This window comes from Sporosarcina sp. P2 (genome assembly GCF_002743255.1).
Lineage (GTDB): Bacteria > Bacillota > Bacilli > Bacillales_A > Planococcaceae > Sporosarcina.
This window is the reverse complement of sequence record NZ_PDYY01000001.1, coordinates 81,386-108,319: the sequence shown is the minus strand read 5'-3', so window position 1 is coordinate 108,319 and position 26,934 is coordinate 81,386. Positions and strand designations below refer to the sequence as shown.

Annotated in this window: 25 protein-coding genes and 2 other annotated features; of the genes, 2 read left to right on the top strand and 23 right to left on the bottom strand. The window is 41.2% G+C overall.

Annotated elements, in window-relative coordinates:
• Positions 1–165 precede the first annotated feature (165 nt).
• On the top strand, positions 166–1,857 hold the full coding sequence (locus tag CSV67_RS00505; protein ID WP_099629681.1) for a M3 family oligoendopeptidase: 1,692 nt from the start codon (positions 166–168) through the stop codon (positions 1,855–1,857).
• 181 nt (positions 1,858–2,038) lie between these two features.
• Here CSV67_RS00505 and CSV67_RS00500 read toward each other — a convergent pair whose 3' ends face one another.
• The 4 genes from CSV67_RS00500 to CSV67_RS00485 all read right to left on the bottom strand — a co-directional run bounded on the left by CSV67_RS00500 (position 2,039) and on the right by CSV67_RS00485 (position 6,556).
• On the bottom strand, positions 2,039–3,718 hold the full coding sequence (locus tag CSV67_RS00500; protein ID WP_099629680.1) for a formate--tetrahydrofolate ligase: 1,680 nt from the start codon (positions 3,716–3,718) through the stop codon (positions 2,039–2,041).
• A 34-nt stretch (positions 3,719–3,752) separates the two neighbouring features.
• The gene (locus tag CSV67_RS00495; RefSeq protein WP_099629679.1) at positions 3,753–4,736 is read right to left on the bottom strand and encodes a zinc-binding dehydrogenase; all 984 of its coding nucleotides are present in this window, start codon (positions 4,734–4,736) and stop codon (positions 3,753–3,755) included.
• Positions 4,737–5,459: 723 nt separating this feature from the next.
• Positions 5,460–5,948 (bottom strand): helix-turn-helix domain-containing protein, encoded by a 489-nt coding sequence (locus CSV67_RS00490; RefSeq protein WP_051210452.1) that lies wholly within the window; start codon positions 5,946–5,948, stop codon positions 5,460–5,462.
• A 122-nt stretch (positions 5,949–6,070) separates the two neighbouring features.
• A complete protein-coding gene (locus CSV67_RS00485; protein WP_099629677.1) occupies positions 6,071–6,556 on the bottom strand; it encodes a dUTP diphosphatase in 486 nt (161 codons plus the stop codon).
• Positions 6,557–6,649: 93 nt separating this feature from the next.
• Here CSV67_RS00485 and CSV67_RS00480 point away from each other — a divergent pair, with 93 nt between their 5' ends.
• Complete coding sequence (locus tag CSV67_RS00480) at positions 6,650–7,030, top strand: sigma-w pathway protein ysdB (RefSeq protein ID WP_099629676.1); 381 nt, start codon at positions 6,650–6,652, stop codon at positions 7,028–7,030.
• A 41-nt stretch (positions 7,031–7,071) separates the two neighbouring features.
• On the opposite strand, the gene CSV67_RS00475 is transcribed toward CSV67_RS00480, so the two are convergent.
• The 19 genes from CSV67_RS00475 to icd form a co-directional block, all read right to left on the bottom strand.
• The gene (locus CSV67_RS00475; protein WP_369803115.1) at positions 7,072–7,371 is read right to left on the bottom strand and encodes a DUF1294 domain-containing protein; all 300 of its coding nucleotides are present in this window, start codon (positions 7,369–7,371) and stop codon (positions 7,072–7,074) included.
• A gap of 70 nt (positions 7,372–7,441) precedes the next feature.
• Complete coding sequence (gene rplT / locus CSV67_RS00470; RefSeq protein ID WP_085131190.1) at positions 7,442–7,801, bottom strand: 50S ribosomal protein L20; 360 nt, start codon at positions 7,799–7,801, stop codon at positions 7,442–7,444.
• A gap of 42 nt (positions 7,802–7,843) precedes the next feature.
• Positions 7,844–8,044, bottom strand: a complete 201-nt coding sequence (rpmI, locus tag CSV67_RS00465; RefSeq protein WP_099629674.1) for a 50S ribosomal protein L35 — start codon at positions 8,042–8,044, stop codon at positions 7,844–7,846.
• Positions 8,045–8,070: 26 nt separating this feature from the next.
• Complete coding sequence (gene infC, locus CSV67_RS00460) at positions 8,071–8,625, bottom strand: translation initiation factor IF-3 (RefSeq protein WP_099629673.1); 555 nt, start codon at positions 8,623–8,625, stop codon at positions 8,071–8,073.
• A 53-nt stretch (positions 8,626–8,678) separates the two neighbouring features.
• Positions 8,679–8,825 (bottom strand) — a sequence feature (ribosomal protein L20 leader region).
• Between the two features lie 421 nt (positions 8,826–9,246).
• Positions 9,247–11,181 (bottom strand): threonine--tRNA ligase, encoded by a 1,935-nt coding sequence (gene thrS / locus CSV67_RS00455; protein WP_099629672.1) that lies wholly within the window; start codon positions 11,179–11,181, stop codon positions 9,247–9,249.
• Positions 11,182–11,227: 46 nt separating this feature from the next.
• Positions 11,228–11,458: a binding site (T-box leader), on the bottom strand.
• Between the two features lie 103 nt (positions 11,459–11,561).
• Positions 11,562–12,503 carry a primosomal protein DnaI gene (gene dnaI, locus CSV67_RS00450; RefSeq protein WP_099629671.1) on the bottom strand — a complete coding sequence of 314 codons (942 nt, stop codon included), beginning with the start codon at positions 12,501–12,503 and terminating at the stop codon, positions 11,562–11,564.
• Position 12,504: 1 nt separating this feature from the next.
• Positions 12,505–13,863, bottom strand: a complete 1,359-nt coding sequence (locus CSV67_RS00445; RefSeq protein ID WP_099629670.1) for a replication initiation and membrane attachment family protein — start codon at positions 13,861–13,863, stop codon at positions 12,505–12,507.
• A 32-nt stretch (positions 13,864–13,895) separates the two neighbouring features.
• Entirely contained in the window at positions 13,896–14,366 is a 471-nt protein-coding gene (nrdR, locus tag CSV67_RS00440) for a transcriptional regulator NrdR (protein WP_099629669.1), read from the bottom strand.
• Between the two features lie 116 nt (positions 14,367–14,482).
• Positions 14,483–15,505, bottom strand: coding sequence for a glyceraldehyde-3-phosphate dehydrogenase (locus CSV67_RS00435; RefSeq protein WP_099629668.1), 1,023 nt, complete (start codon positions 15,503–15,505; stop codon positions 14,483–14,485).
• Between the two features lie 122 nt (positions 15,506–15,627).
• Positions 15,628–16,227, bottom strand: coding sequence for a dephospho-CoA kinase (gene coaE / locus CSV67_RS00430; protein ID WP_099629667.1), 600 nt, complete (start codon positions 16,225–16,227; stop codon positions 15,628–15,630).
• A gap of 12 nt (positions 16,228–16,239) precedes the next feature.
• Positions 16,240–17,112, bottom strand: a complete 873-nt coding sequence (mutM, locus tag CSV67_RS00425; RefSeq protein WP_099629666.1) for a bifunctional DNA-formamidopyrimidine glycosylase/DNA-(apurinic or apyrimidinic site) lyase — start codon at positions 17,110–17,112, stop codon at positions 16,240–16,242.
• A 9-nt stretch (positions 17,113–17,121) separates the two neighbouring features.
• Positions 17,122–19,746, bottom strand: coding sequence for a DNA polymerase I (gene polA, locus CSV67_RS00420; protein WP_099629665.1), 2,625 nt, complete (start codon positions 19,744–19,746; stop codon positions 17,122–17,124).
• Positions 19,747–19,845: 99 nt separating this feature from the next.
• Positions 19,846–20,865 (bottom strand): protease modulator HflC, encoded by a 1,020-nt coding sequence (hflC, locus tag CSV67_RS00415; RefSeq protein ID WP_099629664.1) that lies wholly within the window; start codon positions 20,863–20,865, stop codon positions 19,846–19,848.
• Positions 20,862–21,839, bottom strand: a complete 978-nt coding sequence (hflK, locus tag CSV67_RS00410; RefSeq protein WP_099629663.1) for an FtsH protease activity modulator HflK — start codon at positions 21,837–21,839, stop codon at positions 20,862–20,864. The genes hflC and hflK overlap by 4 nt, the downstream gene beginning before the upstream one ends.
• 69 nt (positions 21,840–21,908) lie before the next feature.
• Positions 21,909–23,324: a two-component system histidine kinase PnpS gene (pnpS, locus tag CSV67_RS00405; RefSeq protein WP_099629662.1), complete on the bottom strand. Its 1,416-nt coding sequence runs from the start codon at positions 23,322–23,324 to the stop codon at positions 21,909–21,911.
• A complete protein-coding gene (locus tag CSV67_RS00400; RefSeq protein ID WP_099629661.1) occupies positions 23,325–24,026 on the bottom strand; it encodes a response regulator transcription factor in 702 nt (233 codons plus the stop codon). It lies immediately after the preceding gene.
• On the bottom strand, positions 24,016–24,501 hold the full coding sequence (locus CSV67_RS00395) for a MaoC/PaaZ C-terminal domain-containing protein (protein WP_099629660.1): 486 nt from the start codon (positions 24,499–24,501) through the stop codon (positions 24,016–24,018). Before CSV67_RS00395 ends, CSV67_RS00400 begins: the two co-directional genes overlap by 11 nt.
• A gap of 151 nt (positions 24,502–24,652) precedes the next feature.
• Positions 24,653–25,591 carry a malate dehydrogenase gene (gene mdh / locus CSV67_RS00390; protein WP_099629659.1) on the bottom strand — a complete coding sequence of 313 codons (939 nt, stop codon included), beginning with the start codon at positions 25,589–25,591 and terminating at the stop codon, positions 24,653–24,655.
• Between the two features lie 69 nt (positions 25,592–25,660).
• A complete protein-coding gene (icd, locus tag CSV67_RS00385) occupies positions 25,661–26,929 on the bottom strand; it encodes an NADP-dependent isocitrate dehydrogenase (RefSeq protein ID WP_099629658.1) in 1,269 nt (422 codons plus the stop codon).
• Positions 26,930–26,934: the final 5 nt, after the last annotated feature.

Sequence of the window (26,934 nt, the reverse complement as noted above, 5' to 3'; positions counted from 1 at the left end):
ATTTCTCCTTCTTCCCGCTCACTTAGAGTTTACTCTCTCTATCCTACATCATTTCATAAGATTGTGGCAATTTATGAACGTCACTTTCGATAAATAGTTTGCTTTTCTTTACTCGTTGCTAGAAAATGGAGGGATAGTCACACTATACGAACTAGGAGGAGTGCAATGCTTACTTTTGAAGAGTATGTGTATACACGCCCGGATATCGAAAAACTACAAACAGAATTCAAGACTGCACTTGAACAGTTTAAGCAAGCAAACTCATTTGATGATCAAGCTGAAATAATGGAGCATATAAACATGTTGACGAGTGATTTTAGTACGGCGGAGAATATCATGTATATCCGTTCTTCAATTGATACGAATGATGGCTTTTATCAAGATGAACGGGAGTATTTTGATGTGATTGGGCCTCAATTCCAAGCCTTGCAAAGCGATTATTACCAAGCTGTAATCTCTACGCCTTTCCGAGCACAATTAGAAGATAAATGGGGGCCACAGCTATTTAAGCTTGCGGAGAATGCCATTCATTCGTATTCAGATGAAGTCTTGCCTCTTTTACAACGAGAAAACCAATTAGTTTCCGAGTACTCGAACCTCGTAGCTTCAGCACAAATCGAGTTTCACGGCAAAACGCTGACATTGGCACAACTTGGACCATTTAAAGAGTCACTTGATCGCTCGGTTAGAAAAGATGCTATGAATGCCACTGCTGATTTCTATGCGTCAAATGAAGATCATTTCGATAGAATTTTTGATCGTCTCGTTGCCGTGCGTCATGAAATCGCTACAACACTCGGATTTAAAACTTTTACAGAACTAGGATATATACGTATGGACCGGATTGGCTATGATGCATATATGATGGAACACTTCCGAAATCAAATTCGAACACATGTAGTACCATTGGCTGAGAAGATTCGTGGTATGCAAAGTCGGAGAATAGGGATCTCACAAATGAAGTTTTATGATGAACCTTTGCATTACCCCGAGGGAAATCCGCAACCTAAAGGTTCTCCTGAATGGATTTTAGAAAATGGACAAAAAATGTATCAGGAGCTATCGCGTGAAACCGGACGCTTTTTTGATTATATGAAACGTAAAAACTTATTGGATTTGGTGGCGAAAAAAGGCAAAGAAGCTGGCGGCTATTGTACATTTATAGATAATTATGATTCCCCGTTCATCTTCTCTAATTTTAATGGAACTTCAAGTGATATTGACGTTTTGACGCATGAAGCAGGCCATGCATTCCAAGTCTATTCGAGTCGTTCAATTGGCATCCCCGAATACATTTGGCCAACGACTGAAGCAGCAGAAATTCATTCCATGAGTATGGAGTTTTTCACTTGGTACTGGATGGATCGCTTTTTTGGAAGCGATGCAGATCGTTATCGTTATGCACACTTACTTGAAAGTGTATTGTTTTTACCTTATGGAGTTGCGGTGGATGAGTTTCAGCAACGCATCTATGACAATCCTGACATGACACCAAGTGAACGTAAAGCGGTATGGAAAGATATCGAAACCATTTATTTACCTAATCGGGATTATGATGGACATCCCTATTTAGAACAAGGCGGTTTTTGGCAAAGACAAGGTCATATCTATGAAGCGCCGTTTTATTATATTGATTATGCTTTGGCGCAAATTTGTGCGCTTCAATTTTGGCAACGATCTTTACATGATTTCGACGAAGCATGGACAGATTATTTGGCACTGTGTCAATTGGGCGGAAGTAAATCATTTTTGGAACTCGTTACAACGGCCCATTTAAGATCACCGTTCGAAGATGGAACGGTTGAATCGATAATGGATTTCATTGGTGAATGGCTTGTTGATCATCAAATTTCTTGATTTTATAGGAACACAAAAGGATGTACAGAATGTCATGTTGACGACTTTCTGTACATCCTATTTATGATCCAACCGAGGGGCATTAAGAATATTGATCACTTCTTTTACTTACCTACTTTTACTAAAAAAGCAAAAAGCCGTACTGGCTCTTTGCTTATCATTTCACTACTATAGAAAGAAATTACATTAACCCTTTGGCATTACCTGCCGAATCGACATCCATATTGAGCGCTGCTGGTTTTTTTGGTAAACCAGGCATAGTCATGATGTCGCCGGTCAGACAAACTAAGAAACCTGCTCCGAGTTTCGGTAAGATATTGCGGATTGTGATCAAAAAGTCTGTTGGACGTCCTAACTTTTTTGGATCATCGGAAAACGAGTACTGCGTCTTTGCCATACAGACCGGTAACAAATCCCAGCCATTCTTTTTGATTTCGGCTAAATCTTTCTTTGCCTGATCGGTAAATATAATGCCTGCGCCACCATATACTTTTTGAACAATCGCTGTGAGTTTTTCTTCTACGGATTGCTCTACTTCATAAATCGGCGCAAAATTATTTGGCTCTTCCATCACTTTCAGAACTTCTTTCGCCAATGCTTCACCGCCCGCTCCACCATCTTGCCACACATCAGTTAAAGCGACTTTTACATTATTCTCCTGACACCACTTTAGTACTACCTGAAGTTCACTATTAGAGTCGCCAACAAAATGATTGAGCGCGACAATAGGTTTCACCCCGAACGACAGAATCGTTTCGACATGCTTTTCCAAGTTAACTAAACCATTTTCTACAGCTTGACTATTTTCTACTTTTAAATTCTGCTTCGCAACTCCGCCGTGCATTTTGAGCGCACGAATTGTCGTTACAAGAACGACTGCATCCGGCTGGAATTTACCGATGCGCGCTTTAATATCCATAAATTTCTCCGCACCTAAATCTGATCCAAATCCTGCTTCTGTCACGACATAGTCAGCCAGATTACGCGCTGTATTCGTTGCAATTAACGAGTTACATCCATGGGCAATATTTGCAAACGGTCCACCGTGAATGAAAGCTGGTGTGCCTTCGATTGTTTGAACGAGGTTAGGTTTGAATGCATCTTTTAGCAGAAGTGTCAACGCACCTTCTACACCTAAATCACGCACAGTCACGGCTTCTTTTTCATACGTATAGCCGATGACTATTTCGGACAAGCGCTCTTTTAAGTCTTGTAAGCTAGTCGCCAGACAGAATACAGCCATGATTTCGGATGCTACTGTAATATCAAAACCATCTTCACGTGGTACGCCTTGTGCTGGTCCACCCAAACCAATTGTTACATGGCGGAGCGCACGGTCATTCATATCCATGACGCGTTTCCATGTAATACGACGAGGATCGATCTTTAACGCATTGCCTTGATGCAAATGGTTATCGATCATAGCGCTCAGCGCGTTATTAACCGTTGTAATGGCATGAAGGTCTCCAGTAAAGTGCAAATTGATGTCTTCCATAGGCAGAACTTGGGAGAAGCCGCCACCCGTTGCTCCACCTTTGATACCCATTACGGGTCCTAATGAAGGTTCACGCAATGCAATCATAGTTTTCTTACCTAAACGAGAAAGCGCATCACCAAGACCCACTGTCACTGTCGATTTTCCTTCTCCAGCTGGTGTTGGACTTGTAGCGGTTACGAGTACGATCTTTGCTTGTGAAGTTTTTTGGGGAATAAGATCTACATTAATTTTTGCTTTATATTTACCATATAGCTCCAATGCATCCAAGGGAATTCCTGCTTTGGATGCTATGTCTTCAATTGGTTGCATAATTGCTTTTGAAGCGATTTCCAGGTCTGTCAGTGTCTTTACTTCTTTCGTCACTACTTCCACTGCCTTTCTATACAGGGTATATGGTTTATTTTGAAATGGCTAAAACGATTTTACCGAATTGTACACTGTCATCCAGCCTAGTAAATGCCTCACTTGCATTTTCAAGAGGAATCACTGAATCAATAACAGGATGGATTTGATGCTCTTCAACTAACGCTAACATATCGCGTAATTCTTCACGACTTCCCATCGTAGTGCCAAGTAACGAATACTGACCGTAAAAGAATTCACGTAAGTTCAGTTCGACGGTATCTTCTGTCGTTGCACCAAATACTACGATCCGACCACCTTTTTTTAGAATTTCAAGAGAACGATTGAATGTTGCCCTTCCCACACTCTCAATCACAAGATCCACACGTTCATCTTGTAGTTCTGTTGGCCAATCACTATTCGTATCAATCGCTATATCTGCACCGATTTTCATTGCGTGATTTCTTTTTTCTTCACTTCTTGAGGACACGATGACACTCGCTCCCATTTTCTTTGCAAATTGAATCATATAGGTCGCGACTCCACTTCCTGCTCCAGGAATAAAGACGGTTTGCCCTTCTTCTATACGACCCCTCGTCACTAGTGCACGATAACCTGTTAGTCCGGCTAGGGCGATAACTGCAGATTCATTCCATGTGAGATGTGATGGCTTTTTCTCTAGCTGTTCTGAAGATATGCAAATCCTCTCAGCAAACGTGCCATGATCCGGCATACCTAAAATATCAAACTCAACTGGAGGCGCATCGCTTTCTTCGAACCATCGAAGGGATGGATTAATAATTACTTCGTCTCCTATGTTCCAACCGGTTACACCTTCTCCGATTGATTCAATCGTGCCTGCGCCGTCTGATCCCATTACCAATGGTTCTTTAGCATCTCCACGTCGTTTCGGTATAGCAGTATCACGTCGATTAAGTCCTGCTGTTTTCAAGGCGACAATTACTTTACCATTTCCAGCTGAGGGTTCGGCGATATCTGTATAGTGGAGCTCACCATTTTCATGAACGAATGCTTTCAATCAACTCATCCTCCTTGGGTTTATATACGACTCTATCATAACGTATTTCATTCTATTTTCCTACATTTCACGCTATTTGATTATTCATTATTTTGTAATATAAGAAGTGACTGACATGGTGTAGGGTAGGGGATTTCCGTTCCGAGCGGACGCTTTCCTGCGGGCATGGCTTGAGCCAAGCGAACAGCGAAGGGTTCGCTTTGCCGTATTTCTGTGTACTTTGCAGAAATTAAGGCATCTGTCCGTGTTCTCAAGACTCATGCTCATAACGCTTCGCTTATAATCGCAGAAGTAATTGCTATTCCCGCGGGAGTCGCCGCTCGGAACGAAAATCCCTGCACAGTAAATAGTAGTAACTTTTTGTTGAGCATTAAAGTCTGAATAGTAAATAGTACTGAACTGGAGCTGCACTTAAACTAAGAATAAGTTCAAAGACTACAACAATAACCACTCTAATGCCAGTAAATGATCTACATCTATTTAGGCAGGATTAAATTGGAAGTTGAGGCGACTCAGGGGGGATCAAGCCCGACAGGTGAGACAATCAGATGGAGCTTTCGAATTGGTGAGCCCACCGCTCGGCCCATGGGAAGCGTCCGCCAGCTGGAGTTTCAATCCCCTCCTACTCTCTACTAACTTATCCAGCTTTTCCGATTTTAATTTTAGATTTCTAATAAAAAAAACGATGTCCCTCGAAGTATAATCACTTCCAGGGACATCGTGTTATAGCGTGCGTCTTTTATATTTAGCGAGCTCGAGCAATTCTAGTACATCTTTCTTAGGAAGACGGATAGCCAACTCCATCAGCTCTTTCTCAGCTGATCGACGTCCTTTTCCGCTACGATACTTCTCTTTATTCACTGCATCGATTTCTGCATATAGCTCATCAATTTCTGTTGGCCATTTACCAGAGGATTCGACATTCATCGTTTCACGAAGACGATCATAAAGTGATTCTACTGTATTACCTGTCGCTTTGAAATACGGAGTAAATGTTACCTCACCCATAATCAATTCATCGGTAGAAACAGAAAAACGCTCTGAAATTTTAGCGATCCATGCAGCTGATGGTGCGTTCTTACCGCGCTCCCAATCTTTAATTCGACTAGCTGATGTGCCAATTGCTGCTCCAAATGCCATCATCGATAGTCCTCGACGTTCTCTCAGTGCCTTTAAACGCAGTCCAAAATCATCCTTACTCCATTCGTTCAACGAAATACCCCCTGTATGACCTATAGTGTATTAATTTTATTATCAAAACAGTCTTTTTGTCAATTTATTTATTTATGAAACTTTTACTATAGTTAAAATGGCAGTGAAGCTAATGATATCGCTCAGTATCCACTTCTTTGACGTGCGTAGTTTTCTTCATTTTTATCTATGTATGCTTGTATAATTTGTTCTTCAGTAAAACCGAGCGTATTCGCAAGCGCTCCGTAGTTCACCCAGATTTTTTTATAATCTTCAAATGCTAATGAATCCAAGAATGCATAAATAGATTGACCTGTTTGAATAAACTGCTGTGTCAAATTTTGATCTTTCGTATCACTTGCCGGCCATTCTTCCAATCCATCAAAGCCTTTTTCAATTCCTAAAGATAATAAGAAATGAATAGAATCCACATACTCTTCTAAAATAACGCTGTCAGCTGAAGGACCTTTCGTGCTCCAGAATTTAAAACAACGCGTTTCGTTAGCCAACTCAGAAAGTTCGACTAATAATGCCAGACCTCTTTCAGTAAATGTTTCATTCGTTTGATGATTTTTTTGAATATATGTATCGAGCGCTCTTTGCATTTCAAATAGTTGATGTAATTTCAATTAAATTCCCTCCACCATTTCGCTAGTAAATGAAACCTTTTCCCATACTCATCCGTATAGTACAGTACTATATCGTTTGCAGGAGCTGATTTCATGATTTTATTGATCCGCGTCTTCATTATAGCATTGGTTATTTATTTGTTTTATGCCGGCATTCGCTATTTGACAGATGCTAAGCGAAAGCTGGATGAAGCGTATGAAAAAGAACAATATTATTTTTATGACGATGTGAAAAATATCCGTAAAAACTTCTTTATTACGTACAAAGGTGCGATGTTTGAAGGTGAGAAATATCTAGGCACCACGTCTGATTCTTTTGATGTTGTTTCCATTTTCATTTGGGTAAAAAATGAAGCAAAATTGCAAGGTATGACAAAAGAGGATTTTCATTTTCTTGAATCCGAAGTACGAACGAATTATCCCCATGCTGAAATCAATTGGAAGAACCCAATTGAACAATTAATGAAATCTTGATTGGATGGAAATAGCTAAGAAAAGCTATTTCCTTTTTTATATCAAAATATAACGGTTGTTGGGAATTTCACACCATATATCGCTAGTAGCAGCACTATGTCGATCATCATCAGAAGCAGAAATCCAATACGGAAATGGGTCTTTCTCGTTTTGTGATGAAAGAATTGCATGCCAACGTACGCACCTACTCCACCACCAAGCAGTGCCAATAACCATAGATTTCGTTCTGGTACACGTTGCCTTTTCTTTTTAGCTTGTCTTTTATCATACCCCATCGCCAAAAACGCCCAGAGTGACAGGATGACCATATAAATCAATAGAGTTTGTGCCATTTCAGCCATTCCTCCATACGAAAAAAATCCACCTTCATTTCCATATAAGAATGAAAACGAAAGTGGATTTTGGTTCATCTTATTTTGCTACAGATTTTTTTGCTGTCTCTGCAAGTTGTGCAAATGCTGATGCATCTGTCACTGCAAGTTCTGCAAGCATCTTACGGTTAACATCGATGCCAGCTACTTTCAAGCCGTGCATTAATGTGCTGTATGAAATACCATTCACACGAGCAGCCGCGTTGATACGTGTAATCCATAGTCTACGGAAATCACGTTTTTTGTTACGACGGTCGCGGTAAGCATAGTTATAAGATTTCATTACCTGTTGGTTTGCTACCTTATAAAGTCTATGTTTTGAACCAAAATAACCTTTTGCTAATTTCAATACCTTTTTATGACGCTTGCGCGTTACTGTTCCACCTTTTACGCGTGGCATAGTGCATTACCTCCTGCTTATCCTTTAAGTGTGTGTTCGGTCTTACTTCATGTATGTGAGCATTTCGCGAATACGCTTGTAATCGCCTGAAGAAACTAGTGAAGACTTACGTAAGTGACGTTTAGCCTTCGTAGATTTGTTAGCAAATAGGTGACTTGTGTAAGCACGGCCACGTTTTAATTTACCAGTTCCAGTTCTTTTGAAACGTTTCGCGGAACCGCGGTGAGTTTTCATTTTTGGCATGTTCTGTTCCTCCTAAATTGTTCGTGTTACTGTTTTTCGGCAAGTGGGGCAAGTATTAAGAACATGCTCCGACCTTCCATTTTTGGTTTAACTTCAACAGTTGCAACTTCTTTGCAAGCTTCTGCAAAGCGATCAAGAACTCGTTGGCCAATTTCTTTGTGCGTAATTGCACGGCCGCGGAAACGAATCGAAGCTTTCACCTTATCCCCATTTTCCAAGAACTTGATTCCGTTACGAAGTTTCGTTTGGAAATCATGCTCATCGATTGTAGGGCTAAGTCGTACTTCTTTTACGTTGATGATCTTTTGATTCTTACGTACTTCACGCTCTTTCTTTTGCTGTTCGAACTTGAACTTTCCATGGTCCATAACACGAGCTACTGGGGGCTTCGCTTGTGGAGCAACAAGAACTAAGTCCAGGTTTGCTTGAGCAGCAATTTCTAAAGCTTCATTACGTGTTTTGATACCGAGTTGTTCGCCGTTGTGATCGATTAATCGCAACTCACGTGCTCTGATACCATCATTTACGTACATGTCTTTGCTAATAGTAATCCACCTCCGAATATTGTCTCGTGAATACATGTTTTGGTATATCGGAAATTCCGACTGCAAAGTCCCATAGGTCTATCCATTTTACAAAATAAAAAAAGTAGACAAATATGATTTGTCTACCCGCGTAAGTATACTATGCTAGTACACATAGATATAAACTTATTGTGCTAACCTGGCAACAACTTCATTGCGTCGAACAGGTGAGAAGCGGGTAGCCTCTTCTTATACCACAAACTGTATTCAGTTAACCTTATTAATAATATCATCTTTAGTATCTAGTGTCAACAACTCTGCATATCCTATTGTCGGATGCACAAGTTATGTTTGAATTAATTCAACTTTTTAAGTATAGCGCGTTATGGATAATATTGCAACTACTATTTTAGAAAAGTTGAATGAAAAATGACTTAACATCCACTTCGGTGTCTGCGGCCGGCTCCTGCATGTATCGCCAACCGCTTGTAAGACACCTTCGTTTAGTTAGTGGGAATACTTAACGTAATTATTTACAGTTCAATAAAGTAGTTGATTGAACAGAAGGCGTAAACTTCCGACGGATCTGTTCGGCACGGGCTCAAGAAAAAGCGTCTTACCGAAACGACAATCCGCAATGCCTTGTCTTCATTCAATCTATCGACTTCATCTTGATCCTTAATCCTTCTTCACATCTTCTTTAATTAGCGCAAGGAATGCGTCGAATGACATGCTTTCAGATTTCTGTTCGCCGTATTTACGAACATTGACTTCGCCAGCTTCCATTTCACGGTCGCCTAGTACAAGCATGTACGGAACCTTTTGCACTTGTGCTTCGCGGATTTTATAACCAATCTTTTCGTCACGGCTGTCCACGTCTACTCGGAACCCAGCCAATGCCAATTTCTCTTTGATTTCCTCTGCATAATCAAAGTGAACGTCAGGCGATACTGGGATGAGTTCTACTTGAATCGGTGCTAACCATGTTGGAAAAGCTCCTTTGTATTCTTCAATTAAGAAGGCAACAAAACGTTCCATCGTTGACACGACACCTCTATGGATGACGACTGGACGATGTTGCTTACCATCTTCACCGATATACGTCAGATCAAAGCGCTCAGGTAATAGGAAGTCAAGTTGTGCAGTGGAAAGAGTTTCTTCCATTCCAATCGCTGTTTTTACTTGTACATCTAATTTTGGACCGTAGAATGCTGCCTCGCCTTCTTCTTCTGTATACGGAAGCTCCAACTCATCCATCGCTTCTTTTAACATAGTTTGTGCACGTTCCCACATTTCATCGTCATCAAAATATTTCGTTGTATCTTCAGGATCACGATACGATAGACGGAATGAATAATCTTTAATATTAAAGTCTTTATATACTTCAATGATCAACCTAACGACACGTTTAAACTCTTCTTTAATCTGATCAGGACGCACGAAGATATGTGCATCATTCAATGTCATACCGCGAACACGTTGAAGACCTGAAAGTGCACCGGACATTTCATAACGGTGCATCGTGCCAAGTTCCGCCAAACGAAGTGGCAAGTTACGATACGAATGAATGCCATTTTTATAAATCATCATGTGGTGAGGACAGTTCATTGGACGTAAAACGAGATCTTCGTTATCCATACTCATTGTTGGGAACATGCCATCTTGATAGTGATCCCAGTGACCTGAAGTTTTGTAGAGTTCTACACTTCCAAGTACTGGAGTATAGACGTGCTGATAGCCTAGTCTTTCTTCTTTATCTACAATATAACGTTCTACTACGCGTCGAATAGTAGCGCCTTTAGGCAACCATAGTGGAAGACCTTGTCCAACTTTTTGTGAATTCGTGAAGAGATTCAGTTCTTTACCGATTTTACGGTGATCCCGTTCTTTCGCTTCTTCAAGCATGCGCAAGTGTTCTTTCAGCTCGTCTTTTTTGAAGAAAGCTGTTCCGTAGATACGTTGAAGCATTTTGTTATCGGAGTTCCCTCTCCAATAAGCGCCTGCAATGCTTAACAGTTTAAATTCTTTCAGTTTACCTGTAGATGGGACGTGAATACCACGGCATAAGTCGAAAAATTCACCTTGTTCATAGATAGATACTTGTTGATCTTCAGGAATGGCTTCAAGAAGTTCCAATTTGTATTCATCGTCAATTTCTTTGAAACGTTTTTCGGCTTCAGCACGGGATACATCGTGACGAATGATCGGCAAGTTTTCGCCAATGATGCGTTTCATTTCCTTTTCTAATTCGGGTAAGTCTTCTGCAGTGATCGGTGTAGGCGAATCGATATCATAATAGAATCCATTTTCGATAGTAGGTCCTATTCCTAGTTTCGCATCCGGGAATTTGCGTTTGACGGCTTGTGCCAAAAGGTGAGCCGTACTATGGCGCAGAATTTCCAATGCTTCATCTGACGTTGGAGTAATGATACTAATATCTCCATCTGTATGAATTGGTGATTTCAAATCGATCAGCTGATCTCCAATTTTTCCCGCCAATGCGCTCTTACGCAATCCGGGACTGATGGAGCCCGCAATTTCATCTGTTGTTACGCCATCCTCGAATTCTTTTACTGCACCATCTGGAAATGTTAAATGAATATTTTCTGGCATGTGTATGACTCCCTTTCTTTTTTTGAACGCAAAAAAGCCTCATCCCTAAAGGGACGAGGCTTGAGCTCGTGGTTCCACCCTTCTTCCTTCTATTCGCAAAAACACGAAAAGACCGAAGCTTTCGATCGGCTAACGGGCCGTTACCGTCACCAGCTACTAGATTTCACTGATGCTGCTCGGAGGTGGTAAATTTATCTTCTGCCTACAAGGGTTTCAGCCATGCCCCTGTTCTCTGGAAAGGTGAAAAATAAATCATTGTCCTCTTCGATGCATTTTAACATGTTATGAATGTTGAACTGTGTAATAGTATAGAAAAGTTTGAGCATAATTGCAAGTGTAATTTATTCATTCTTTCAACAAAGCAAGTTGATGAAGAATGATTAATCCCGCCAGTTTTCCCCACCCAGTTTGAATGGTTGGCTAACCATACGAATTCTCTCCATAATTCGTGCAGCTTTAATAGGTTCTTTTTCCCCGCGCTGACTCGTTGTAAGGTGATGTTCCAATTCATTATAATCAAAATTGGATGTGAAGAATACAGGTAGTTTTTCCGCCATACGGTACTGTAAAATCGTGCCTAGCACTTCATCGCGTGTCCACGTTGACATCGTTTCTGCCCCAATATCATCCAGCATCAAAACAGGAGCCCTTTTTACAAACTCTATTTTTTCGTCCAATGTTTGGTTTTGGATAGATTGCTTCATTTCACGCAGGAACTCTGGCACATATACAACAACAGTCTGTATACGTCTAGTTGCCAATTCATTCGCCAGCGCGCCTAAAATAAATGATTTTCCAATACCGAAGTTACCGAATAAATAGAAGCCTCTTTCGGGGACCTTACCAGTAGACTCAATTTGATTCAGGAAGTCTTTAGCCGCGCGCATGACGATCACGCGACTATCTTCTGAGAGAAAGTTCACGTCAGATAGGCGTGCTTCCATCACTTCTTTAGGCATGTACATACTGTTCACCATTTTCGAGATGTTTCTACGTTCATCTGCCAACTGCTTAGTAGGACAGACTACGTAATCAATATCAATCAGGCGCTGGGCTATGACTAGTTTCGGCTCAAAGCCTTTCATGACATTGATACACCCTTCAAGATTTGGACAGCGCTCACATGCGTGTGAAGCCGATGTAAATTCATATAATTTACCTAGACTGCGGTTGACCACTTCTGTATTGACTTCATCGGAATGATCGCTAATAAATTTTTGTACAGCCGGGTCTTCCATCACTTCTGTTCGAAGCTCGTCGTATTTCTGAGCTAACGAAGGAGCATTCACTACGCGTTTCATCGCATCCCCAATTCGTTCCATATTATTTCACCTCTGATTCTTGAATCCCCAATTCTTTCAATAACTTCTGGCGTTCTTCCTCTACATTGAAGTCATCAGGTTTTTCGGATTTCTTCTTTTTATCGCGCTTTGAAAACCATTCTGGAACTTTTTCTTCCCTGGTTGGCTTTCGGCTTCTAGGCGTTGATTGCTTGCCTTCTTTAAGCCATTTCATGTATTGATCATGTTCTTCTCTTGATAACTTCAAAGCCGTTTTCGCATCATTTACTTGTTTATTCGCCCAATGTGAAGCAATGCGTTCCACAAAACTACTAGTGATTTTTCCATCGTTACGTAGCATTACATATTGTAGCAAGACATTGACGACACCTACCGGGAATTTATGCAGATTGATTAATCGTTCAGCAAGTTGAATATCTACAAGGAATGGTTCTTTTTTGCTTACTTTACGTAACATCTCTTTTGGTGGTGTATGTTCCAAATAGAATAGCAATTCTTCGTCACGGCTCATATTCTCTTTAGGCATTTCATCGACGATCGGTTGTGTAAATACCGACTGTAATTTTGGTGGTTGCTTGGACGTATTCATCTTATAAAATTCCGCAGCTGCCTTACGGACTTTTTCTTCTGTCAGCTGGTGGTTTTCATCCATTGCAATCATTACGACCTTTTGCATATCAAGTGGACTGAGTGAATACAAGAAAGCCAGCATCGCAATCATTTCCTGAGAAATAGTGCGTAACGAAGCTTTAGGGATCATTTGATCGGATAGACCGTTATAAAATAAATCGAAATTAAAATTCAATACGTAAAACGGTATGCCAGGCGGTTCACTTTTTCCTTGAAATTGCATTCCAGCAGTCAATTCCATCGCTTGATCGCCTCTTGCAGGTGTATAGACATCTAAAAATGTCCGTGATATATCCTGATACTCCTCTTTCGCAATAGGCTCCTCTAAAAACCGACCACGCAACTGACGATAAGGTTGCTCTCCGATTTTACTGAACAAAAACGTTGATAGAAGCGGATCATTGAAGAAAGAAGGTGCATCGAGCGGCGGTAATAGTTCGTAGAGGAAAGACCTCTTATTTATTTCTTGTTTTTTCTTATACGTACGTAATAATCCAATAGCTTCTAACGAAATCCTCGCTTCAAAAATGGTTTGAAGTGGGAAAGAAGACATATTCATCAAATAATAGTGGGTATGTTCTTGCGGTTCTCTGCTTTCCGCATCTGTCCACAGTGTCATAAACAGACTGACCGCTTCGGGACCGATCAGTGGCTGATAAAAAAGCGTTAGCATCTGCCGATCATATGCAGAAAAAGGATGTGCTAACTTTACTTCGAAGGAATCGACAGGCTGCAACTCTGTATAAAGCATTTTAACAATCGCCTCCCCTTCTAGATTACAACTTACTCTTGTTCTTCATCTTTCCTGTTTTGCAATTGTTGCAACTCGTCTATGAAGATTGTGATGTCTTTGTAGTGGCGGTAGACAGATGCAAATCGTACATAGGCAACTTCATCCACATCCACTAATCGTTCCATCACCATTTCTCCCACTTGTTCGGAATCTATTTCGACATTTCCTGAGCTTCTTAGTTCTTTTTCGATAGACGCCACGATATCTTTTAATTGCTCGATCGGTACCGCGCGTTTTTCACAAGCGCGAATTAATCCTCTCAGCAACTTTTCACCGCTGAATTCTTCTCGCGTCTTATCTTTCTTTACGACAACTAACGGAGAATGCTCCACTTTTTCAAATGTCGTGAAACGAAAACTGCATTTTTCGCATTCACGTCTTCGTCGAATGGAGCGATTTTCTTCCGCGGGCCGTGAATCAATTACACGTGTTCCGTTGTAGTGACAAGCTGGACATAACATAGTTAGTTCCTCCGCATATTCATTAGTACTTTTCATTATAACAGAAACTATCCATACAACAACAAACGGACATAGAAAAGCACTTCATCCTGTAAGATGAAGTGCCGATTCATTCATTAAGAAGTTACTTTGTCAGTTAATGCAGAAGCGACTTTTTTCGCCAATTGCACAACACGTGCTGAATAACCCCATTCATTATCATACCATGCAAGTACTTTGATTTTACGATCGCCCATGACGATAGTAGAAAGTCCGTCAAGTGTTGCAGATTCTGTTGTCGTATTGAAGTCGATCGATACAAGTGGTTCTGTAGTAAAGCGAAGAATGCCTTTCATCGGGCCTTCTGCAGCTTTACGGAACGCATTGTTCACTTCTTCAACCGTCACATCTTTTTCTACGTCCACCACCAGATCCACAAGGGATACGTTCGGTGTCGGGATACGTAATGCTAGACCATGAATCTTCCCTTCAAGTTCAGGGAGTACAAGTGATAAAGCTTTTGCAGCACCTGTTGAAGTAGGAATGATGGACTCTCCGCAAGAACGCGCGCGACGCAAATCTTTATGTGGGTTGTCTAGGTTCTTCTGATCATTCGTATAGGCATGTACTGTTGTCATCAAGCCGTTTACAATACCAAATTCATCATTCAATACTTTTGCAACGGGCGCTAAACAATTTGTCGTACAACTAGCATTAGAAATTACACTATGTTTGTTGACGTCTAATTTGTCGTCATTTACTCCGATGACAACTGTTACGTCTTCATTTTTACCTGGAGCTGTTAAAATTACTTTCTTTGCTCCGGATTCCAAATGAAGTGCTGCTTTCTCACGGGAGTTGAATACGCCTGTTGATTCTATAACAATATCTACACCCAGTTCTTTCCAAGGTAATTTCGAAGGGTCACGCTCAGAAATTAATTGTACACGTTTGCCATCGACAATTATTGCGTTTTCTTCTGCTACGATTTCACCATCGAAAACTCCGTGTGTTGAGTCATATTTCAAGAGATGTGCAATTGTTTCAGCGGGATATGTCGCATTGACAGCAACAAGATTAACATCATCTTCTTTGATAATCTGGCGGAATACCATCCGTCCAATACGGCCAAGTCCGTTAATTGCAATTTTTGTAGTCATTAAAGGGATCCTCCTGCATGTATGTTATACTTTATATCTTTAATCGTTCATTAGTATAACATATTTTATCCTTATGCCAACACTATTACACATTAAATTCACAAATTAATTCCCTACAGCCATTATCTTGGCACAGCTTGCCAATTTTCGAGGATTGCATCCAACTGTTTTTCCGTTTCATCTAGTGTCTCGTTATTGTATATAACCGCGTCAGCACCTTGTTCTTTGCTATCCATATCCAACTGCGATGCGATTCTGGCATCCGCTTCTGCTTCTGTCCATTCGTTGCGAGCCATCAGTCTTTGCTTTTGAATTTGCTTCGTGACCGAAACGACGATAATCTTTTCTACATAATCCTGCAGTCTACTTTCAAAAAGTAACGGGATGTCCATAATGACGGTTTGATAGCCTTGAGTTAAATAGTCTTCTTTCTGATTGACCATTCGCCCCCTGATTGCAGGGTGCATTAATTCATTTAACTGTTGCCGTTTCTTTTGATTACCAAAAATTATGGCCCCGAGCTGTTCGCGATTTAATGTGCCATCTTCGCGTAACACTTCTTTACCGAAAGTCCGTTGAATTTTATCAAGCAATGGGCTACCTGGCTCAACAACTTCCCTCGCGATGACATCCGCATCGACAATAGGGTAACCTTTTTCACGCAACATATTGGCTACAGTACTTTTCCCGCTTGCAATACTTCCCGTCAATCCGATAATCACGTTCACCACTCCTTATTTTTGGCATGCTGGACAATAGACAGAGGTTCTGCCCGCAATCTGCTTACTTTTTGTCGGTGTATCGCATGTTACACATGTTTTTTTACCGTACATATGCAGTCGATCTTGCATCGTTCCCGCATTGCCGTTAACTGAACGGTAATCGGATATTGTACTGCCCCCCGCGTCGATACTTTCTTGCAAAACGCGTACAATCTCTTCAAACAATAAGATTTTACGCTTCCTGCTAATCCGTTCCGCTGTACGACCCGGATGAATTTTCATATGAAACAGCGCTTCCGTAGCGTAAATATTGCCGCATCCCGAAATGACTTTTCCATCCATGATCACTTCTTTAATAGGTTTTCTTTTATATTTCGGAGTTTCTGCCATCGATAAAAAATGGTCCAGCGCTTCTTCAGAAAAAGGTTCGGGTGCCATCTCTAACAAAGGAGGGAAATCTTCTTCCGTCTGCAGTAGACGCATTTCGCCGAATCTTCGTATATCCGAGTAGACTAGTAATCCGCCATCTTCCATTTCTAAAAAGACATGTGCATGTTTCCGAAACTTGTCTTCTGTAATTTCATCAAGAGAGTTCACGACAAACCATGCACCCGTCATGCCAAGATGGCTGACGAGTAGGTATGGTTGGTTTTCCTTCACTAAATAAAAATAAATATATTTACTGCGACGCACAATTTTCTCAATTTGCATGTGCTCCATGCCGTGAAGAAAGTCGTCTACAGATTTACCTTTGATAATCGTTTCTTTTCCAGCTGTTTTAGAAATGACCACGGTATCCGATACAGAAAGTTGCTTAACCGTACGCCCTTCCACGAGCGGTGCGAGATCACGCACCACTCCTTCTACTTCCGGTAGTTCTGGCATGTATATCACTCACTTTGTTTCGTACCAAGACTTGCCATAATTCCAATCGACCTTCAACGGAACGTCGAGTTGAATGGTTTGTTCCATCACTTCCGGTACGATTTCTTTTAATTTCTCTAGCTCTTCCATCGGCGCTTCAAATATCAATTCATCATGCACTTGCAGTAACATACGCGCTTGCATATTTTCTTTTTCAAGTCTGGCATCCATATCGATCATCGCTTGTTTAATGATGTCTGCTGCCGTTCCTTGAATTGGTGTATTCATCGCCGTACGCTCCGCAAAACCTCGCAAGTTGAAATTCGAACTCGTGATATCCGGTAAATAACGTCTACGTTTCAATAGTGTCGTCACATAGCCTTTTAGCTTAGCGTCGGTAATACTATCATCCATATACTGTTTGACGCCCGGGAAGCTTGCTAGATACGTATCGATAAACGTCCCTGCTTCTTTACGGGTAATGTTTAAACTTTGTGATAATCCATAATCACTGATGCCATAGACGATACCAAAGTTGACAGCTTTTGCTGCGCGACGCATATTGCTATCGACATCCTCTTCTTTCACACCAAAAACGTCCATTGCAGTTTTCGTATGAATGTCCGCACCTTCGCGGAATGCTTCAATTAATTTTTCATCTTGCGAAATATGTGCAAGTACACGCAGTTCAATTTGTGAATAGTCAGCCGCAAACATAATCCAATCTGTTTCAGATGGAATGAAAGCTGCACGAATTTTGCGCCCTTCTTCCAAACGAATTGGGATATTTTGCAAGTTCGGATTGATCGAGCTCAATCTTCCCGTCTGTGTTAAAGCCTGCTGGAATCGTGTATGAATCTTTCCATCTTCGTGAATTTCTTTTGTGAGACCTTCAATATAGGTTGAATTTAATTTACCAAGCTGCCTGTATAGTAAAATATGTTGAATGATTTCATGTTCACTTTCGAGCTTCTCTAGCACGTCCGCAGCTGTCGAGTAACCCGTCTTCGTTTTCTTGATAGGAGTCAATCCGATTTTCTCAAATAAAATGACACCGAGCTGTTTAGGGGAATTAATATTGAATTTCTCGCCAGCCATTTCATAAATCGTCTTTTCAATTACCGCCAGACGTTCCGATAACTGCTCACCAATCGTCTTTAGCACATCCACGTCCGTTTTCACACCGGTTACTTCCATTTTTCCGAGTATCTTTGCTAACGGTAATTCGAGGTCATGGAACAAGTCTTGCTGTTCATTGTCTTCCAACTGTTTTGTGACAACTGGATACAGCTCCCACACCGCATGTGCTTTTCTCGCAGTATGATTGGCAAGTTGTTCAGATGCCGGTATAGTTCGTTTTGCCCCTTTACCGTAGACCACTTCATCACTTTCTACACCATGGTAGCCAAATGAACGTGCGATTTCGGAGACTTCATTCGTCGAGAATGAAGGATTGACGATGTATGCCGCCAGCATGAGATCGAATTCTGCACCATTTAGTTCCATGCCAAGGCGCGCAATCGCTGCATAAGCTGATTTGGAATCGGAAACTAATTTACGTGTTGTCTGGTCTGCAATCCAGTTCTTAAAGAGATCCGATGTAGTCGCTATTTCAGTAGAAATGAAATACGTATCGGTGTCATCTGAAAGACCGATACCCAAAATATCTTGAGATAAATAATTATCACCGTCAATCTCGACATGCAGAGACATCGTATCCGTCAGCATTTCAGAAGTAATCTCTTCCACGGTGTGAACGTTAATTTCTTCCAGTGGTTGAACCTCGGTAGATACATCCATCTTTTCAAGCAATGATTTAAATTGTAATTCTTTATATAGTTGTATTACTTCTTCTTCGTTTCGTCCGACAAAGTCCATATCATTCAATGACACAGTAATCGGTGCGTGTACTTCAATTGTCGCGAGTTCTTTACTCATGAACGCTTGATCTTTATTATTCACGAGGTTTTCTTTCATTTTCTTTGCAGTGATTTGCTCTATCGATTCATAGACTTCCTCTACAGAACCGTATTCCTTCAATAATTTGATGGCAGTTTTTTCGCCAATCCCAGGTACGCCTGGGATATTGTCGGACGCATCGCCCATCAATCCTTTCATATCGATGATCTGCGATGGCGCAAGACCATATTTTTCTTCGATATGCGCAGGCGTGTATTTTTCAAGATCGGTAATGCCTTTTCTTGTTATGCATACCGTCGTCTGATCATTTGCCAGTTGCGTTAAATCTTTATCTCCAGAAATGATGACAACTTCCGCTTCTGCATCACTGCATTCTCTGCTCAATGTCCCGATAATGTCGTCCGCTTCATATAGATCGAGTTCATACTGCGTGATGCCGAATGCTTCAATTAGTTTACGAATATACGGGAACTGTTCCGAAAGCTCAGGCGGTGTTTTTTGCCGTCCACCTTTGTATTCTGTATACGTACTGTGACGGAATGTAGTTTTTCCTGCATCCCACGCTACGATCACATGCGTCGGTTTTTCATTCGCTAAGATGGTCTCTAACATCATAGTAAAACCATATACCGCGTTTGTATGAACCCCTTTTTCATTCGTTAATAACGGTAAAGCGAAAAACGCACGATAGGCTAAGCTATTTCCATCCAATAAGACGACTTTCTTTTTCGTCAAAATCCATCCCACTCCTTTATGTTCGTCACTATAAAAAAAACGTCATTTTCATCTAGTTTACCACGTTTGGCAACTCGAATGAAAATGACGTACTTATGATTACTCGATATTGCCGCTTAATAGCTTGGCATATGGAGAATCAGCTGGTAGGATGATCATCGTTTCGTCATCCACGACTTTCGTATAAGACTGAAGTGTTCTATACAGTTTGTAGAATTCTGGGTCTTTTGCATACGCCTCGTTATAAATTCTTGCCGCTTCCGCTTCACCTTGCGCAGTAACGATCGCTGCTTCTTTTTTCGCTTTTGCTAACATTTCCTGAACTACACGATCTGTTTCTGCCTCAATCTTCTGCTTCGCTGCATCCCCTTCAGAAAGGTAAGATTGTGCAGTCGAATCACGCTCTGAAATCATTCGTGTGTAGATAGACTGTTCGTTTTCTTCAGGTAAATCAATACGCTTCATACGAACATCCACTACTTTAATACCGTAATTCCCATCGTCCAAAAACTTATTTACTTTGGCCGTCACATCGTCATTCAAGCTTCCGCGTGAAGAGTCTTCATCATTGACAACATTGACATAATCTAGACGTCCCATTTCATTACGGACTACAGAATAAATGAATTCTTCCATTCTAGCTTCGGCATTGACAATATTACGTGCATTGGAAATCATTTTAGCAGGATCTGTAATATGCCATATTGCATAATTATCAATGATGATCCGTTTCTTGTCTTTTGTATTAATTTCCGCTTCTGATACGTTAGAAGTCATTCGGTTTTTCGGCAACGTACTGACACTTTGAATAAATGGTATTTTCATATGCATTCCGGGCTTTTCGATAATTCGCGTTATCTCACCGAACTGACGGACGACCCGGTATTCATTTTCTTTGACGATAAATAAGTTGGATAACAGAATCACCAGAATCGCAAAAACGACTGTTAACGAGATAATGAGTTTTGTGTACTTTTTCATATCAAACGCTCTTTTCGGTCGCATCTGCGTAACTTTGGGATCAGCATCTGGTTTCTGAGTATTTCTTTTTTGGTCGGTTTCCCCCATCTTCTTAAGGGCATCTTCTATCTTCTTGAAAGGGTTTTGTTCGTTACTCATGAAGCTTTCCCTCCTTTTTCAGCCGACTTATCCTTTTCTCCCGTTACAGGCGGCTGATCTATTTGCAGCTGTTGGAGTGGTAAATACTTCATCGTTTCTCCGCTGTCGTTCATAATATACAGATTTGCTTTAGGTAACACTTGCTCTAGCGTCTCAATGATCAAACGCTCACGAGTGATATCTTTACTTTTCGCATATTCATTATATAAATCACTGAATACCGCCACGTCACCACGCGCTTGTTCGATACGTGCCGTCTTTTTCCCTAGCGCTTGGGATTTGATTGCGTCACGTTCACCAATTGCTTCTTTCGTTCTTTGATTCTCGTACTTTTTCGCTTCATTAATCTTCGTGTTTTTCGTTTCGCGCGCATCGGTTACAGCGGTAAATGCTGCACGTACCTCTGCATTGGGTAATTCAACATCTTGCAACTTCACGCCTTGTACCGCTATACCGATATCATATTTCTCTACCAAACTAGTCAATAACTCACGAGTCTTTGCTTCAATTTCTGCTTTCCCATCCGTTAGCGCCGCATCAATTGTGGAACTACCGATGACAGAACGTATGGAAGCAGATGCCGCATCCCTCAAGATTTCAATGGGGTCTTCTGCATTGAATAAATACTTCTTCGGATCCACTATACGCCACTGCACTGTCAGATCGGTCAGCACGATATATTCGTCCCCTGTTATCATCTTTGTTTCCTTATCAACGATTTCACCCGACTTATCTTGTTTGTAACCGAAATGAATGCTGTACGTTTCTTTTGATAAGATTTCTGTTTTCTGAATCGGCCAAGGTAATTTAAAATGTAGACCAGAGTCCGTCACGGGTGCGCCAGCTTGACCGAATGAAATGACGACAGCTTGTTCAGATTCATCTACTGTGTACCACGTAGTAAAGACGATCAATAAAAGTAATAAGCCGGTGACAAACAAGCCAAGTGTCACCAGGATCCTCTTTGTGCTCATATCTGTTCCTCCTTTTCTATGTATGACTACTGTACGGAACAGTAGTCGAGTAAGTTTCATTTTTCTATACTACATTTGTTCATCAATGGGTAAATGAATACGAAAAACAGTGCCGACACCCACTTCACTGTCCACTGTGACAGTGCCTTGATGCGCTTCAGCAATGTGTTTCACAATCGCTAGACCCAATCCTGTACCACCTGATTCCCTGCTTCTCGCACGATCTACGCGGTAAAAACGTTCAAATAGTCGCGGTAACTCTGAAGGCATGATGCCAATCCCTTGATCGCGAACCGTGATTTCCACGTTTCCTTCTATTTCTTCTACAGAGACCGTCACAATCGTTTTCTCTTGCGAGTAGGCAATGGCATTATTCAATAAGTTCACCATGACTTGCACTAAACGATCATGATCTGCAGGAATTATGAATTGTTCTGGCATATGCAAATCAATTTGCATATCTTTTTCCTGTACTCTTGCCTGAACGATCTTGATGGATTGCTCGACTACTTCAATAACATCCACAGGCTCTCGTGTAATTTCAAAGCTTCCACGTTCCATGCTAGATAATCGCAATAAATCTTCAATCAATAATTGCAGACGATTACTTTCCTTATACATAATCTCTAGGAAATCTTTCTTTACCACAGGATCTTCCACCACACCGTCAAGCAACATTTCCGAAAAACCTTTAATCGATGTAACAGGTGTTTTTAATTCATGGGACACATTCGCTACGAAATCTTTACGTATTTGTTCCAGGCGGACCAACTCTGTAATATCATGCATGATAATAACGATTCCAAGCCAGTTGCCGTTTTCACCTATAACAGGCGCGCCGTATACTTCTAAATGGCGGATGCCTTCCTTGAGTACTACTTGAGATTGGAATGAACGTACTTCCTCTGTTAAAAAAATGGTTTCAATTTCTCTTTCAATATCCGCTGGCAATCCGATATCTTTAAACGTTTTTCCCATTAGCTCTTCTCCATCGCGATGGAAGGTTTCTTCAAACACGCGATTGACCAAGTTGATTGCACCTTGCCTGCCAAACATCAATAGGCTACTACCAATGCTACTGACCAATGTCTTTAAGCGCTCTTGTTCCATTGCGCGAAGTGCAGAGTTTCCTTGTAATTTCTGCGCGACTTCATTGATGGAATTCGTCAGTTGATGATTGATTTCCGAGTCTTCATTATGCGCTCGCGCCTGATAATTGCCTCGTGCCAATTGATGAATAACACCTGTGAAGTGATCAATCGGCTGAACATACTGCTGAAGGATTTTTGCCATAACGAACATCGTGACGACAAATACTAAAACGAGTGTAAACAGTAAGTAGACCCAATAGGTTTGTTGTATTGTTGCATCCACATTTTCTCCAAATAAATGAAAAAATTGTCCTAAGATAATTCCTAGCACAATTAATAGAATGGATAAAATGATGGCGGATGCAGTTAAAATTCGTGTGTAATAGTACTTCATCTAGTTTTGCTCCCCGAACTTGTAACCGACGCCTCTCATCGTTTTAATATAGCGCGGTTTCCTCGTATTTTCTTCGATTTTATCGCGCAGATGGCTCACATGTACATCCACAATTCTAGAATCTCCTGCAAATTCGTAATTCCAGACTGCCTGTAGCAACTGATCACGAGAGAACACGCGATTTGGATGCTTCATGAAATAAACAAGCAACTCAAATTCTTTAGGTGTAAATTCTAACGGCTTTTCGTCCAAGTACACTTCCAAGCGTTCCGGATATACTGTCAGCTGTCCCGCAACCAATTTCTTTTCCTTCATATGGTTGCGCTCACCTGTACGCCTAAGAACTGCACGTACTCTTGCCGCCACTTCACGGGGACTAAAAGGCTTGGTCATATAATCATCGGCACCCATTTCTAGCCCAACGATTTTATCCATCTCTTCCCCTTTAGCAGTCAACATGATGATTGGCGTTTCAATATTTTCTTTTCTCAACATACGGCAGACTTCTATTCCGTCTATTTTCGGCAACATTAAATCTAGAATAATCAAATCGGGTTGTTCATCTAATACTTTTTCCACGGCTTCTTCGCCGTCATTTGCGAGTACTGTTTTATAGTCCGCTTGCTGCAATGTGAATTCAAGTAGTTTTTGTATAGATTGTTCATCTTCCACAATTAAAATCTTTTGCTGTTTAATTCCCATCCGACGATTCCTTTGTTTGTGCCAGTTTGACAGGAAGCTTTTGTGGCGCGATCACTACTACTTCTCCGCTCATAATTCGTTCGCCTTCCTGATCAGTTGCATCTACTTGGATCGTTACTTGGTTTGACTGAACTTCAAGTTTCGTGACTTCCAGAACGAATTCGACTATCGAGTAATGATAGACCGGTTTAGGAAAATGCAGTTGCTGATTGATTATATGTGCGCCTGGTCCTGGCATATGTTTCGAAATGGCGGCTGTTACGATACCCGTCAACATAATGGGTGGAACGATCGGCTGTCCATATATCGTCTCCGCTGCATAATCATGTTGCAGATAAAGCGGATTGGCATCATTCGTTAATCCCAGGTATAGCATCAAATCTTTATCTTCTATTTTCTCGGTTAAGTGTAACCTCTCACCGATTTCCAACTCTGTGATATCTTTCCCTATCAATTTCCGTCTACTTTTCAACAAACAAACCCCTCCTATATTTCTAAAGTCATCTTTGAAAAAAAGCTGAAAATTACTTCAATAATTAAATTATAACAATCCACCCAAGAAAAATCGAGCTAACGAGAAAAAAGATCGGACGGCTACAAAGCTGTCCGATCCCCAACCTATAATTTTACGATAGAACACTCATGACTGTACGTACAGAATCAGCGGACTTTTGAAGCCCCATTTTCTCATCGTCAGTCAATTCAAGTTCTATGATCTTTTCAATACCGTTCGCACCTAATACAGTCGGAACACCTAAATAAATACCGTTCATACCATATTCGCCTTCTAGAAACGCGATTGATGGTAATACTCGTTTTTGGTCTTTCAAAATAGCTTCTGTCATTTCAACCAATGCAGCAGCCGGCGCATAATATGCAGACCCATTACCTAACAGATTGACGATTTCAGCTCCACCTTTACGTGTACGTTCTACAATCTCTTCCAGACGACCAGCAGAGATCAAGTTTTCAAGAGGCACACCACCAGCAGTCGAATAACGCACTAGAGGCACCATATCGTCTCCATGGCCACCTAAAACGAATCCTGTTACATCTTTCACGGATAGATTCAATTCTTGCGCGACAAACGTTCGGAAACGAGCTGTATCCAGTACACCCGACTGACCAATCACACGTTCTTTAGGGAATCCAGATTCTTTATACACAGTATACGTCATGGCATCCACTGGATTCGTCAGAACGATAATCTTCGTATCAGGAGAATACTTTACAATTTCAGCTGTCACGGACTTCATGACTTTTTGATTTGTCTGTACTAAGTCGTCACGGCTCATTCCAGGTTTACGCGCAATACCCGCAGTAATAACCACTACATCCGAATCTTTTGTATCCTCGTAATTGGATGTACCGATGATGTTGGCATCAAACCCCTGAACCGGACCAGCTTCCAACATGTCCAATGCTTTGCCTTTCGTCGGATTTTCCATTGATGGAATATCCACGATGACGACATCGCATAATTCTTTTTGAGCTAAAAGGAATGCAGTTGTTGCTCCAGTAAAACCAGATCCGATAACCGATACTTTTTTACGCTTCAATGACATGTAAAACTCTCCTTTTTCAGAACAAGATAGTAGAAAGAGGGGGATTCTCATCCCCCTCTTTCGTCATGCTTATAGGTTTTTGATTAGTGCGTCTGCAAATCCAGAAGTGCTTACTTCTTCCGCATTGTCCATTAGACGTGCGAAATCGTATGTCACTACTTTAGATGCGATAGATTTTTCGATAGAAGCCGTGATTAGATCAGCCGCCTCGTTCCAGCCAAGATGTTGAAGCATCATAACGCCTGATAGCAATACGGATGAAGGGTTAACTTTATCCAATCCTGCATATTTCGGTGCTGTTCCGTGAGTTGCTTCAAAGATCGCATGTCCAGACTCGTAGTTAATGTTCGCTCCCGGTGCGATTCCGATTCCGCCTACTTGTGCAGCAAGCGCATCAGAAACGTAGTCACCGTTCAAGTTCATTGTAGCTACTACGTCAAATTCTTTTGGACGAGTCAGGATTTGTTGCAAGAAGATATCCGCAATTGCATCTTTTACGATGATTTTGCCTGCAGCTTCTGCATCAGATTGTGCTTTATTCGCAGCATCTGTTCCTTCAGCATCTTTAATACGGTCATATTCTCTCCATGTGAATACTTTGTCGCCGAATTCTTCTTCAGCCAACTCGTATGCCCAGTTCGCGAATGCGCCTTCTGTGAACTTCATGATGTTTCCTTTGTGTACAATCGTCAAAGATTTACGACCTTCTTCAATCGTATAGTTCAATGCTGAACGAACGAGACGCTTTGTGCCTTCTTCAGAAATCGGTTTGATACCAAGTCCTGAAGTTTCAGGGAAACGAATATTTTTAACACCTAACTCGGTTTGAAGGAAGTTAATTAATTTTTTCACTTCGTCAGAACCTTCTTGGTACTCAATACCTGCATAGATGTCTTCTGTGTTTTCACGGAAAATAACCATGTCACAATCCTCAGGACGTTTCACGGGTGAAGGTACTCCTTGGAAATAACGAACCGGACGCAAGCACGTGTATAGATCAAGTTCTTGACGTAGTGCTACGTTCAATGAACGGAATCCTCCACCGATCGGCGTAGTAAGTGGTCCTTTAATCGCAATTAGATATTCTTTAATTGTGTCAAGAGTTTCTTGTGGAAGCCAGTCACCAGTTTCGTTGAATGCCTTTTCTCCTGCAAGAACTTCTAACCAATTAATCTTCTTTTTTCCGTCATAAGCTTTTTCAACAGCTGCTTCGATAACACGTGAAGCTGCATGCCAAATATCCGGACCTGTGCCGTCACCTATAATGAAAGGAATCGTTGCGTGATCTGGGACGTTTAAAACACCGTTAGTTACTGTAATCTTTCCTTCGTTAGCCATTATTG